We start from the raw sequence: 12,475 nt of genomic DNA on the forward strand, positions 1-12,475 counted from the left end.
AAGAAATCCGCTCAGCGACCGAAACGAGCCCATGATGGGCTCGCCGCCGTCACCGCCCCTGCGGCCCGGCCGGCGGCTTCGCGCTGTGGGCTTGCATCGAGCCGCGGACGCAGCGGAAGCCGACATCGGCGTTCTTCGCGCTGGCGAACATGAAGTGGCGCGCCGCGGCCCGCAGCCGGTTCTTCGCGACCACCCGCCACGAACCGCCGCGGAGCACGCGCCCGTAACCGATGGAAGGGCCGACCGGATTGCTCACCGGACCCTCGACGGCCTGGTAATCGCCGTACCAGTCCCAGCACCACTCCCAGACGTTGCCCGCCATATCGAGGATCCCGAACGGCGACGCCCCCTTCGGGTAGTACCCCACGGGGCTGGGTCCGGCCCGCATGGCGAGCACCGGGCTCTTGATGCGCGCGTCGCTCCAGGCGAGCTGGTCCGATGGCGGCTCATCCCCCCACGGATACATGCGTCCGCGGGCCCCCCGCGCCGCGTACTCCCACTCTGCCTCTGTGGGGAGCCGATAGCCGTTCGCCTCGCGATTCCAGATCACGCCCTCTCCTTCGAGCTGGTATGCGGGCCCGAACCCCCGTAGCGCGGACAGACGGTTGCAGAACTCGATCGCGTCCCACCAGTTGACGTTGTTCACCGGGAGCTCGTCGCTCGCGGGAAGCCCCGGGTTCGTGCCCATCACCTCGCGGTAGAGCCGCTGCGTCGTCGGATAGACGCCCATCCTGAACGCCGCGACCAGCACCTGCCGCCGCGGGCGCTCATCGGGCTTCGCCAACACGTCTTCGTCCGCACTGCCCATCCAGAAACGCCCGCCCACGATCACGGCCATCTCGATCTTGGGCGCGCTCGCGGCGCGGCCGGCGTCATCCTCGGCGTCCACGGCGCGGGCCACGATCGCCCCCGGGCTCCCAGCCGGCGCGGTGAAGGCCGCGGATCCGACGGCAGGGATCCCGGTCGCCGGCGTCGCCGTGGCGGAGGGCACCATCGCCACGGGCGGCGCGGCCGGAGGGGACTCGGACGGGCCGCGCCGGGGCTGCAGCGCGCCCCGCGGCCGACTCGCGATGCTCAGCGCCGCGCAGAGGTCGTCGATGCTGGCGTACCGCTTCTCGCGCTTCCACGCGACGGCCTGCTCCAGGACCGCCTTGACCGTGCCGTCGCACGAGACCTCCCGCAGGAACGCCGCCCGATCGTGCACCGCCTCGGCCGGCAGCTGGGCGCCGTGAAAGCAGAAGAGCGCGGTCATCCCGAGGCCGTACACGTCGGCCCGCGCATCGGCGTCCTGGGGCCGGTCCATCGACTCGGGCGCGCTGTACACGTACGTGCCGAGCGCCCCCGTCCGTGTCCCGCCCGTCGTGTCCGCGGCCGCGACCAGGTCGAAGTCCGTGAGCCGCGGCTCGCCCGACGGCTCGAGCAGGATGTTCGCCGGCTTCACGTCGCGGTGCACGAGGCCCTTCGCGTGCGCCGCGCGGAGGGCGTCGCCGACGCGCAAGACGAGCGGGATCACCTGCGCCGCCGGGAGGCGCTGCTGGAGGACCGCCTGGTGCAGGTCGCCGCCGCTGACGAACTCCATGACGAAGAAGTGGAAGCCGCCGTCCTCGCCGTGCGGCTCGATCACGCGCACGACGCCCGGGTGATCGAGCGCCGCCATGCGCTGGGCCCCCCGGAAGAAGCGCTCGCGCCGGAGCGCGTCCTCCGCGAGGCTCGAGTGCAGCACCTTGACGGCGACGACCTGGCCCTGCTCGTCGTCGCGCGCGCGCCACACGTTCGCGAAGCCGCCTCGCCCGACGCGATCGAGGAGCAGGTACCTGCCGCGCTGCCCCAGCCTGTCGCCGGCGCGGAGCTGGCCTCCCTCGCGCAGCTGCCGCCGGAGCCCCAGGACCTCGCGCTGCGCCTCGGCCGTGTCGCCGCCCGCGAGCTGCAGCGCCCCGAGCCGCACGCGCGCGCGCTCCAGCTCCTGGGCGAGCCTGCGGGTCTCGGCGTCCGGGTAGATGGGCCTGTGGCTCTGCGCGCGCGGGCGCTTCTTGTCGCTCTTCTCGTTCTTCTCGAGCGCGGCGCGGATGCCGAGCGCCACGTCGGTCCAGGCCTCGTCGCGATCGGCCCGGCCCTGGATGGGGCGCTCGTTGCTGGGCAACGCCGCGAGGTGCCCGAACGGCGCGCCCTTCCAGTCGCACGCCCTGAGCAGGATCGGGATGACGCGCGCCGAGCCGGCCGCGTGGCGGGCCATCGCGCGCTCCATCTCGACGTCCCAGCAGGACGGCGAAGCGATGAAATCCGCGCTGACGAGCAGCAGGATGAGCTGCGCCGCCTCAAGGCGCTCGCGCACCTCCGCCTCCCAGTGAGCACCGGCCTCGAGCTCCCGGTCGTGCCACGCCCGCAGGATGCCCTGACGCTGCAGGAGCGCGAGGTGCGCCACGAGCTCCCGGAGAGCAGATTCATCCCTGCGCGCGTAGGAGATGAATACGTCGATGGGCTTCTGCACGGTCGTCCGAGGTGCCAGCCGGGAAGGCGCCTGGTGCGACGAGTCGACCAGGTGAATCTACTAGAAAGAGCAAACGACCTACTCGAAGTCAAGCCAGAGGCGCAGGGCTCGGAGATCGGGTATTCGTGTCCAACACGGATGGAGCCGGGACACATTCGCGCTCTCTCCGGCGTCGGATCACCGCTTCTTCTTCCTGCCCGCGCACGCAGCCGCGCCCGCGCATGGAGTCGCCGCCGCGCGCGGAGCCGCGCCCGCGCACGGGGTCGCCGTCGCGCGGCGCGCCCCGTAAACCGCTCGTAGATCCTTCGCGATCGCCCGGAGCCGCGCCCGCAGCGCCGCCGGCTCGACGACCTCGACGCCCCTGCCCAGCCCGACGATCTGCGAGACCGCGATCGACTCCCGCTCGAAGTCGACCGTCACGACGCTCGTCCCCTCGCGCCCGCACGTTCCCCGCCCCCACCGCTCGTGCTCGCCGCCGGGCCGGACCCGCCGGAGCGCCTCTTCCCCCTCCCCGGTCACGCGCAACGTCACAACGTAGCTCGCCCTCTGCTCCGCGAACCGCCGGCTCAAGGCCTTCCAGCACGCCGCCAGATCGAACCCCTCCGGCCGCGCAAACGTCGCTTCGAGGAGCCGCGCGCCCGCCACCCGCGCTCCACGGAAGATGCTCGGCCCCCGCTCGGCGCCGGCGACGAGGTACCAGCGGTCGGCCTTGATCACGAGCCCATACGGCTCCACCACCCGCTCGCTCGCTTCGCCGTCGAAGTCCCTGTACGCGAGCCACACCTTGCGATCCTGCCAGACCCCCTCCCGCAGGACGTCGAGGTGCGGCACCACCTCCCTGCCCTGGAACCACCCCGACGCGTCCACGTGGAGCCGCTGCCGCGCGTGCTCGGCCAGCGACCGGTGCACGGCCGGCAGCGCCGCCGACAGCTTGATCAGCCCGCTCTCCAGCGCCGCCGAGAGCCCGATGTCGGCCAGCGCCCCGGGCGCGGCGACCGCCGCGAGCGCCTGCACCTCGGGCTGCGTCAGCCCGGTCAGGCTCGTCTGCCACCCCTCCGCCAGCGCGATCCCGCCGCTCGGGCCGCGCTGCGCATACACGGGCACGCCCGCGGACGACAGCGCGTCGAGGTCCCGGTAGATCGTCCGCGCCGAGACCTCCAGGCGGCGCGCCAGGTCCTCGGCCGTCAGCTGACGGCTCTTCGCCCGCTGCAAGAGCAACATCAAGCTGAGCAGCCGATCCGCGCGCATGACCGTCTGTGGCTCCCGACCCCGAAATGACCCGCCCGAGAGGCTACGCGCGATTCATGACAGGAGGTGTCAGGAATTCGCCCGTAGCGTCGCACGACGACCGGAGCAGGCCGGAACGCAAGGGCGCGCGCGCGACGCAGGAGCCCGCGCGCGTCCACGACGACGCCGGTCCCCAAGGAGGAGACACCGTATGAGACCGCTCGAAGGACAGATCGCCCTCGTCGCCGGCGCCACGCGCGGCGCGGGGCGCGCCATCGCATGCTCGCTCGGCGAGGCCGGCGCCACGGTCTATTGCACAGGACGCAGCGTCCGCGGCCGGCCCGCCACGGGCCAGCGCCCCGAGACCATCGAGGAGACGGCCGAGCTCGTGGGCGCGGCGGGAGGGCGCGGCGTCGCCGCGCAGGTCGACCACACCGTCGACGAGCAGGTCGAGGCGCTCTGCGCCCGGATCCGGCAGGAGCACGGGAGGCTCGATGTCCTGGTCAACGACGTGTGGGGCGGCGATGAGCTCACCGAGTTCGGCCAGCCGTTCTGGAAGCTCTCCCTGCCCAGCGGGAAGGTCCTGCTCGAGCGGGCCGTCACCTCGCACATCATCACGAGCCGCCACGCGGTGCCGCTCATGCTCGAGCGCGATCGCGGCCTCATCGTCGAGATCACCGACGGCGACCACTTCGGCTACCGCGGCAACCTCTTCTACGACCTGGCGAAGATGTCGGTCATCCGCCTGGCCTTCGCCATGGCCTGGGAGCTGCGCCGCCACCCCGCCATGACGGCGCTCGCGGTGACGCCCGGCTTCCTGCGCTCGGAGGCCATGCTCGACCACTTCGGCGTCACGGAGGCGAACTGGCGAGACGCCGCGGAGAAGGACCCGCACTTCATCGAATCGGAGACCCCGTACTACGTGGGCCGCGCCGTCGCGGCGCTCGCCGCCGATCCCCACGTCGCGGCGAAGGCCGGCCGCGTGTTCAGCTCGTGGGATCTCGCGCGGGAGTACGGGTTCACCGACGCCGACGGCCGGAGGCCCCACTGGGGCGAGTACTTCGAGCGGCACCTCGGCCGGTACAACAGGGCCGGCGAGGCGGCCTACGCGAGCTGGTTCAACGGCCCGATGGAGCTCGCGTGCCCCGACTGGCCCAAGGAGTGAGCGGCGCGGCGGCCGCAGGGGCGGCGCGGCCGCCTCAGTGGGCGTAGGGCTCGCCGCGAAGCAGGGTCATCGCGCGGTAGAGCTGCTCGATCAGCACGAGCCGCGCGAGGCGGTGCGGGAACGTGAGCGGCGACAGGCTCCACCGGTCGTCCGCCGCGGCGGACACGTCGGGCGGCAGCCCGTCCGCGCCCCCGATCAGGAACGCGACCACCCCCTTGCCGCGCGAGCCCCAGCGCTCGACGCCGGCCGCGAACGCCTCGCTGCCGAGCGCCTTGCCGCCCACCTCCATGGCGATGACGTTCGCCCCCGCCGACGCGCGCGCAAGGAGCGGCCCGACCTTCGCCGGCGGGCCGTCCTGGATCTCGATCTCGTCGCACGCCACGTAGCGGCGGATGCGGCCGAGGTACTCGTCCATCGCCGCGCGCAGCGGCCTGTCCTTCACGCGCCCGACGGCGGCGACGACGAGTCGCACGGCGCGCTCAGCTCGGATCGAACCGCGGGGCGGGCTGCGCCCCCGGCGGCAGGCTCTCCTCCGGCACCGGGACGCGCCCCGCGTCGATCCAGAGCCCCTCGATGTCGTAGAGGCGGCGCGTATCCTCCTGGAACACGTGCACCACCACGTCGCCGAAATCGATGAGCACCCACGTCGCCGCGGCGAGGCCCTCCATCGAGAGCGGCGCGAGCTTCTGCTTGCGCACCGCCTCCTCCAGCCCCGTCGCGATCGCGTGGACGTGCCTGTCGGAGCGGCCGGTCATGATCACGAGGTAGTCCGCGTAGTCGACGCGCCCGACGACCTCCAGGATCTCGACGCCGATCGCCTTCTTGTCGAGCCCCGCCGCGGCCAGCGTCAGCGCGAGCTCGCGCGCGGGGGCCGACGGCTCGGGGACGGGCGGCGGCGTGCTCCGGCGCGAGCCGGCGCGCTTCGGGCCCGCGAGCGGCGACTTGCTCCGCGCGGGCGACCGCCCCGCGAGCGGCAGCGCCGCCTTCGCGCCGCCCTCGCCGCCGCCACGCGCGGCCCGCGGGGCCGGCGCGTCGACGTCGTCGCGCGCCGGACGCCGCGCCCTCGAGGCCGGCCGATCCGCCGGGATCGGCCGCGCCGCGCGCTCCACCGGCTCCGCCTCGCCGCCCGCGCGGCGCGCGCGGACCACCTTCTTCGCGCCGGGCTCGCCGACGCCCGCGTGGGAGGCGCGGATCCGGGGCGACGCCGGGCGCTTCGGCTTCGCCGCGGACGACGCTCGACCGGCCGCGCCCGCCTTGGCCGTGGTCGCCTTCTTCCGCGCCGGCGCGCGCGGCTCCGCGCCCTCGCCCGCCGAAGACCCCGACTTCGCCCGCGGCTTGCCGCTCCCCTCGCCTGCGTCCTTCTTGCTCGCCAACGTTCTCTCGCTTTCTTGCGCCGGTCGATGACCGGCGCCACTCGTCTCGCCCGCGTCAGCGGGTCTGGCCCTCGCCGTACGCGATCCACTTGAGCGTCGTCAGGCTCGCGAGCCCCATCGGGCCGTAGGCGTGGAGCTTCGTCGTGGAGATGCCGATCTCCGCGCCGAGGCCGAGCTCGCCGCCGTCGTTGAACCGGGACGACGCGTTCACGAGCACGCAGCTCGCGTCGACCTCGCGCAGGAACCGCTGCGCGTGGTCGTAGCGGGGCGTGCAGATCACCTCGGTGTGCATCGACCCGTAGCGGCCGATGTGCTCGATCGCCTCGTCGAGCGACGGCACCACCCGCACCGCGAGGATGGGCGCGAGGAACTCCCGCCCGTAGTCGTCCTCCGCGGCCTTGCGCGCCGACGGCACGAGCGCGCAGGTGGCGGCGTCGCCGCGCAGCTCGAGCCCGCGCTCGGAGAGGGCGGCCACGCGCCCGAGCAGCGGCGCCGCGACGTCCTCGTGGACGAGCAGGCACTCCAGCGCGTTGCAGACGCCGGGGCGCTGGAGCTTGCCGTTCTCGACGAGGCGGCAGGCCATCTCGACGTCACAGCCGGCGTCGGCGTAGAGGTGGTTCACGCCCTTGTAGTGCTGGATCACGGGGACGCGCGCGTTCTCGGCCACGAACCGGATGAGCCCCTCGCCGCCGCGCGGGATGGCCAGATCGATCATGCCGGTCAGGCCGAGCAGGATGCGCGTGGCCTCGCGGTCGAGCGAGGGGACCCTCTGCACCGCGTCAGCGGGCAGACCGACAGAGCGCAGCGCGTCCGAGATCAGCTCGCCGAGGGCCGCGTTGGAGCGCGCCGCCTCCTTGCCGCCCCGGAGGATCGCGGCGTTGCCGCTCTTCAGGCAGAGCACGGCGGCGTCGACCGTCACGTTGGGGCGCGACTCGTAGATCATCGCGATCACGCCGAGCGGGACGCGCACCTGCCCGACGAGGAGCCCGTTCGGCCGCCGCTCCATCCCGACGACCTGCCCGACCGGATCGCTGGCGGCGGCGACCTCGAGCACCGCGCCGGCGATCGCCGCGAGCCGCGCCTCGTCGAGCACGAGCCGGTCGACGAGCGCCTCGGAGACGCCGGCGGCGCGCGCAGCGGCCACGTCCTCGGCGTTCGCGGCCAGCACCGGGGAGCGCTTGCCCTCGCCGGCCTCGGCGCGCAGCCGCTCGGCGATGGCGCGCAGCGCGCGGTCCTTCTGGGCCCTGTCCAGCGGGGCGAGGGCGCGGGCAGCCGTCCGGGCGCGCTGGCAGAGCGCGCGAAGCGCGCCCTCTAGATCGATGTTGCTCTGTTCCACAGCGGGAACCTAGCTCGCCTCCCTGCGCGGGCCAACCGTTCTCCTGCGCATCCATGCTAGCGTACCCGCCGTGTCCGGCGATCTCCGAAGCTCGAGCCAGGCGTCGTTCGCACCCCGCTCCCGAGACGCCCGCCGCGCCCCCGCGAGGAGCGCCGCTGCCCGCCCGCGGCGCGGCGCGGCGCTCCTCGCGGGGGCGCTCCTCGCCGTGATCGCGCCGGCGTGCGGGGGCTCGGACGCAGGCGCGGACGCGCCCGCCACGGCGAGCACCGGCATCCCCCTCGCGGCGCCGGGCGCGCTGGGGGCGCCGCTCGACGCGCCGCCGGCGGCCCGCTCCGTCCCCTCCTTGCCGTTCGCCGATCCGGAGGGGCTCCAGGTCCCGCCCGATCCGGCCGGCCCTCCCGAAATACCGCCGTATCGTGCTCCTCCCGGGAACACCGGGGGGAGCGGAGTGGAGCTATGACTCGCGCCCGCCACGCCTCGCCGATCGCCGCGCTCGCCGCGATCCTCGCCGCGCACCTCGCCGCGGCGTGCTCCTCCGCCGCGCCGAAGCCGCTCCCGCCCGGTCCGCCGCCCGAGTACGAGCGCCCGCGCGTGTACGACGGCGGCGTCGGCGACGCGCCGGCCGCGCCGCCGGATGCGACGGATGCAACCGACGCGACCGACGCGACCGACGCGACCGACGCGACGCCGGGCGCGCCGCTGCTCGCCCCGTCGCCGGGCGCGCCGCCCGCGTCCACGCAGCCGCCGCCCACCACGCCGCCGCCGCCCACGCAGCCGTAGCGCCGTGCGCCGCGAGCGGGCGTGCGGCGAGCGCCTCGGCCGCGCGACTCTGGCGGATCCAGCCCCGCCATGCTAGCGGCAGCCATGCTCTCACCCCGGCGGGACTTCGTCGTCATCCTCGATTTCGGCTCTCAGTACACGCAGCTCATCGCCCGGCGCGTGCGCGAGTCTGGCGTCTACTGCGAGATCCACCGCTTCGACGTGCCCATCGCCGAGCTGCGCCGGCTCGCCCCGCGGGCGCTCATCCTCTCGGGCGGCCCCGCCAGCGTGTACGGAGACAACGCGCCTCGCTGTTCCCGGGAGGTGCTGGAGCTCGGCGTCCCGACGCTGGGCATCTGCTACGGGCTCCAGCTCATGGCGTATCACCTCGGCGGCAAGGTCGAGCGCGCGCACACGGGGGGCGAGTACGGTCCCGCGACGGTGCGCGTCGAGCGCCCGACGGGCATCTTCTCTCGCTTCGCCGAGGGCGACGCCATCGACGTCTGGATGAGCCACGGCGATCGGCTCACCGCGATGCCGGAGGGGTTCGTGTCGCTCGGCACCACGACCGGCAGCCCGCTCTGCGCCGTCGCCCGCGAGCGCGACAAGCTCTACGGCCTCCAGTTCCACCCCGAGGTCGTCCACACGCCGCGCGGCAAGGAGATCCTCCAGTCCTTCCTGTTCGACGTCGCCGGGCTGTCGCCGACCTGGACGCCCGCGTCGTTCGTGGAGGAGGCGATCGCCGCGGTCCGCGAGAAGGCCGGGCCGAGCGACCGCGTCATCCTGGGCCTCTCGGGCGGGGTCGACTCGTCGGTCGCCGCCGTGCTCTGCCAGCGCGCCCTCGGCGACCGGCTGACGTGCATCTTCGTCGACAACGGCCTGCTCCGCGAGGGTGAGGCGGAGAGCGTCGAGCGGACCTTCCGCGGCCACTTCCACATGAACCTCGACGCCGTCGACGCGTCGGCGCGGTTCCTCGAGGGGCTGCGCGGCGTCGTGGATCCCGAGCAGAAGCGCAAGGTGATCGGCCGCCTCTTCATCGAGGTGTTCGAGGAGGAGGCGAAGCGGGTCCAGGGCGCCAAGTGGCTCGTCCAGGGCACGCTCTACCCCGACGTGATCGAGAGCGTCTCGTTCAAGGGGCCGAGCGCCGTCATCAAGAGCCACCACAACGTCGGCGGCCTGCCCGAGCGGATGAACCTCGGCCTGATCGAGCCCCTGCGGGAGCTCTTCAAGGACGAGGTGCGGGCCGCCGGCGAGGCGATGGGCATGCCGCGGGACATCCTGTACCGCCAGCCGTTCCCCGGCCCGGGGCTCGCGGTGCGGTGCCTCGGCGAGGTGACGCCGGAGAAGCTCCGCGTGCTCAGGGAGGCCGACGCCATCTTCGACCAGGAGATCCGCGCCGCCGGGCTCTACGAGTCGCTCTGGCAGAGCTTCTGCGTGCTCCTCCCGGTGCGCTCCGTGGGCGTGATGGGCGACGAGCGCACCTACGACGAGGCGATCGCGCTCCGCGCGGTGCACTCGACCGACGGGATGACGGCCGACTGGGCGCGGCTGCCCTACGACCTCATCGCCCGGGTGAGCTCGCGCATCATCAACGAGGTGCGCGGCGTGAACCGCGTGGTGCTCGACGTGTCCTCGAAGCCGCCCTCGACGATCGAGTGGGAGTGACGATGGCCAGCGCGAGCGCGAAGCGGACGCGCGCCACGGCGGCGCTCCTGATGCTCGGGCTGTCGGCGTGCGTCGCGCGCGCTCCGGCGACGGTCTCGCTGCGGGTGAAGGGGAACGTGCCCGACGCGTCGGTCACCATCGACGACCAGTACATCGGCGCGCTCGCTTACGTCGCCGCCCACGGCGTCGCGCTGCCGCCCGGCGCGCACCGGATCACCGTGGAGAAGGCCGGCTACTTCGCCTGGGACCGCCTCGTCGAGGCCAGGAGCGGCGCCCCGCCGATCCACCTCCAGGTGCAGCTCACGCCCGTGCCGGATTGACGATCTCGCGGGGCCGGCACCGGCCGGCCCTGACGCAGCCGCCCCCTCACCGGGGCGCACGCGCGAGAGCACAGGACGAAATCATCTCCACGCGGTCTCCGTAATCCATGGGGTGGATGCACGCGGCATCCATCCCGATCTCCACTTCACGGGGGACCGAATCATGCCGAATCGGAGCAGTCCGAAGGCGCGCGTGACGAAGACGCGCGCGCCTTCCATGAACCAATCAGCTCGGCGCGCCCGCCGGTGCGCCACCCTCGAGGTGTGCGGCCCCGAGAGCTGTCGTCCGGGAGGCCGCCTGTTTCACGCCCTGTGCGATCTCGCCGATCGCTTCCTGCAACGCCGGGGAGATCCGCGGGCGATGCAGCTGGGCACCGTGCTGTTTTATGTGGCGTTCCACAGCGCTCGAGCCGCCGAGGACGACGACTTTCGCCTCTCTCTCCGGACCTCCCTGGACATGCTCGTCGAGCTCGAGCCGGTCGAGCGCTGGCTCCGGCCGCAGCCGGCGTTCGACGTGCCATCCGGGCGGCCTGCGCCGCGCCCCTACCCCACCTGCGCCGGCGCGGAGCTCCCGGCGCCACGAGGCTCCGGATGACGCCGCCGCGTTCCTCGCAGTCCGCGCCGCCGTCGGCGCCGCCGTCCGCGCCGACGCGCCCGTCGTTCGAGACGGTCTATGCCGTGGGCTTGCCGTTCCTTCATCACGCGCTCCGCTGGCTGGGTGTCTCGGTGAACGATCTGGACGACATGCTCCAGGAGGTCTTTCTCGCGGCCTATCGCGGCCTGTCGAGCTACGAGCCATGGCGTTTCCACGCGGCCCCTGCGGGCGTGCTCGCCGCGGCAGGACCGCCGCCCCTTCGCATCACGCCCGAGGCGGCGCTGCATCGATGGCTGTTCGGCATCGCATGGAGAAAGACGAGCCACTACCACGCGCGCGCTCACCGGCGTCGCGAGATCCCCTCCGGGGCCGGCGTGTCCTGGCCGTTCGACGGGCGCGCCCCGACGCCGACGCCCGAGCAGTCGCTCGCGGGCGCGGACCGCGCCGAGATCGTGACGGCGCTGCTGCTGAAGATCGCGCCCGAGCGGCGCGTGATCCTCGTCATGTACGATCTCCTTGGCGTCGCGGTGGCCGACATCGCCGGCCAGCTCTCGCTCAACGAGAACACGGTCCGCTCCCGCCTGCGCCTCGCCCGCGCGGACTTCCGCGCCGCCGTCGCGCGCCAGTCGGCCGAGCGCCGCAGCGCCCTGTGCGCCCTCACCGCGTCGGAGCGCCCCCTCGACACGAGCGCCGCGACCATGCTCCACACCGTGCGCGCGTTCCCGCCCGTCCCCGCGCCCGCTGCACGCGCGCTCTGGCGCCGCCTCCAGCAGCGGATCGACGATCGCGCTGCCATTGCCAGGACCGCCCCGCCGGCGCCGTGGTAAGGACCAGCGAGCCAGCGCCACCAACACACGGACGACAGGGACAGAACGCAACACGCACGGCGCCGCACACACCCACGCGACCACGCGACGTCAGACGGCACAGACGGCGCAATCCGCACGAACGGCGCGAACGGCGCGAACGGCACAACCGGCACAAACAACAAGCCGAGAGCGAAAAATACGAAGCGGGCGACCCCACTGACAGCTTGACGCCCCCGCACGTTTGTGTAGTCTCCGCCGCCCTCGCAGAGAAAGTCCTACGATCATGGCCAATACTCCGAAGTGGAATGTCCGTCTGCGTCACGAATGGCTCGCCACCCCGCTCAAGAAGAAGCGCCTGAAGCGCTGCCAGAAGGCGCGGATCGGCCTGCTCGATGCGGAGCAGCGCAAGGCTGCCAAGCAGAAGCCCGTCCAGGTCGAGCAGCCCGCGAGCTGACCGGCTGACCACCGTTACGCACCGCGCGACACTTGCCAGTCCGGCCGCGCGAACACCTCGACATCACGTGCCGATCGCGGTTCCGCAGGTCGGCGCCCTCGCGCGGCGCGATCCGTGGTAGCGTCGCCTCGCGGTGTTCGCCCGCGCGTTGGCGACGACTCGTCGATCCTCGCCTCTGGTGAGGTTCGACCCGGATCCATGGGAGCGAGGCCCTGAGCGTGTCGGATTCGAGCTTTTCGCCCGGTCGCTCGGGCACTCCTGCCGTGCCTTCGTCTCGCTCTGCA

Annotated in this window: 13 protein-coding genes; 8 read left to right on the forward strand and 5 right to left on the reverse strand. The window is 73.3% G+C overall.

Translation table 11 applies throughout. The features are described from left to right. Nucleotides 1-49 precede the first annotated feature (49 nt). Nucleotides 50-2,488: an SUMF1/EgtB/PvdO family nonheme iron enzyme gene (locus tag WMF22_RS20380; protein WP_438036762.1), complete on the reverse strand. Its 2,439-nt coding sequence runs from the start codon at nt 2,486-2,488 to the stop codon at nt 50-52. A 177-nt stretch (nt 2,489-2,665) separates the two neighbouring features. Next, nucleotides 2,666-3,736 (reverse strand): helix-turn-helix transcriptional regulator, encoded by a 1,071-nt coding sequence (locus WMF22_RS20385; RefSeq protein WP_438036763.1) that lies wholly within the window; start codon nt 3,734-3,736, stop codon nt 2,666-2,668. Nucleotides 3,737-3,926: 190 nt separating this feature from the next. On the opposite strand from WMF22_RS20385, the gene WMF22_RS20390 reads away from it, so the two are divergent. After that, nucleotides 3,927-4,880, forward strand: a complete 954-nt coding sequence (locus tag WMF22_RS20390) for an SDR family oxidoreductase (protein ID WP_438036764.1) — start codon at nt 3,927-3,929, stop codon at nt 4,878-4,880. A 34-nt stretch (nt 4,881-4,914) separates the two neighbouring features. Here the strand turns inward: WMF22_RS20390 and WMF22_RS20395 are convergent, their stop codons facing one another. Genes WMF22_RS20395 through WMF22_RS20405 form a run of 3 tightly spaced genes read right to left on the reverse strand, consistent with a single transcriptional unit; the run spans nt 4,915 to nt 7,589 of the window. Further along, nucleotides 4,915-5,352: a 23S rRNA (pseudouridine(1915)-N(3))-methyltransferase RlmH gene (locus WMF22_RS20395; protein WP_437300716.1), complete on the reverse strand. Its 438-nt coding sequence runs from the start codon at nt 5,350-5,352 to the stop codon at nt 4,915-4,917. A 7-nt stretch (nt 5,353-5,359) separates the two neighbouring features. Beyond that, complete coding sequence (rsfS, locus tag WMF22_RS20400; protein ID WP_438036765.1) at nt 5,360-6,253, reverse strand: ribosome silencing factor; 894 nt, start codon at nt 6,251-6,253, stop codon at nt 5,360-5,362. A 55-nt stretch (nt 6,254-6,308) separates the two neighbouring features. Next, on the reverse strand, nt 6,309-7,589 hold the full coding sequence (locus WMF22_RS20405; RefSeq protein WP_437300718.1) for a glutamate-5-semialdehyde dehydrogenase: 1,281 nt from the start codon (nt 7,587-7,589) through the stop codon (nt 6,309-6,311). A 70-nt stretch (nt 7,590-7,659) separates the two neighbouring features. On the opposite strand from WMF22_RS20405, the gene WMF22_RS20410 reads away from it, so the two are divergent. The 7 genes from WMF22_RS20410 to WMF22_RS20440 all read left to right on the forward strand — a co-directional run bounded on the left by WMF22_RS20410 (nt 7,660) and on the right by WMF22_RS20440 (nt 12,191). Next, nucleotides 7,660-8,049: a hypothetical protein gene (locus WMF22_RS20410; protein ID WP_438036766.1), complete on the forward strand. Its 390-nt coding sequence runs from the start codon at nt 7,660-7,662 to the stop codon at nt 8,047-8,049. Further along, nucleotides 8,046-8,369 carry a hypothetical protein gene (locus WMF22_RS20415; RefSeq protein WP_438036767.1) on the forward strand — a complete coding sequence of 108 codons (324 nt, stop codon included), beginning with the start codon at nt 8,046-8,048 and terminating at the stop codon, nt 8,367-8,369. The genes WMF22_RS20410 and WMF22_RS20415 overlap by 4 nt, the downstream gene beginning before the upstream one ends. 69 nt (nt 8,370-8,438) lie before the next feature. Continuing rightward, nucleotides 8,439-10,013 (forward strand): glutamine-hydrolyzing GMP synthase, encoded by a 1,575-nt coding sequence (gene guaA / locus WMF22_RS20420; RefSeq protein ID WP_438036768.1) that lies wholly within the window; start codon nt 8,439-8,441, stop codon nt 10,011-10,013. Nucleotides 10,014-10,015: 2 nt separating this feature from the next. Continuing rightward, nucleotides 10,016-10,333, forward strand: coding sequence for a PEGA domain-containing protein (locus WMF22_RS20425; RefSeq protein WP_437300722.1), 318 nt, complete (start codon nt 10,016-10,018; stop codon nt 10,331-10,333). 217 nt (nt 10,334-10,550) lie between these two features. Then, a complete protein-coding gene (locus tag WMF22_RS20430) occupies nt 10,551-10,928 on the forward strand; it encodes a hypothetical protein (protein WP_438036769.1) in 378 nt (125 codons plus the stop codon). Then, nucleotides 10,925-11,755: an RNA polymerase sigma factor gene (locus WMF22_RS20435; protein ID WP_438036770.1), complete on the forward strand. Its 831-nt coding sequence runs from the start codon at nt 10,925-10,927 to the stop codon at nt 11,753-11,755. Before WMF22_RS20430 ends, WMF22_RS20435 begins: the two co-directional genes overlap by 4 nt. A gap of 265 nt (nt 11,756-12,020) precedes the next feature. Continuing rightward, a complete protein-coding gene (locus WMF22_RS20440; protein ID WP_012236312.1) occupies nt 12,021-12,191 on the forward strand; it encodes a hypothetical protein in 171 nt (56 codons plus the stop codon). Nucleotides 12,192-12,475 lie beyond the last annotated feature (284 nt).

Source organism: Sorangium sp. So ce204 (assembly GCF_051526795.1).
Lineage (GTDB): Bacteria > Myxococcota_A > Polyangia > Polyangiales > Polyangiaceae > Sorangium > Sorangium cellulosum_B.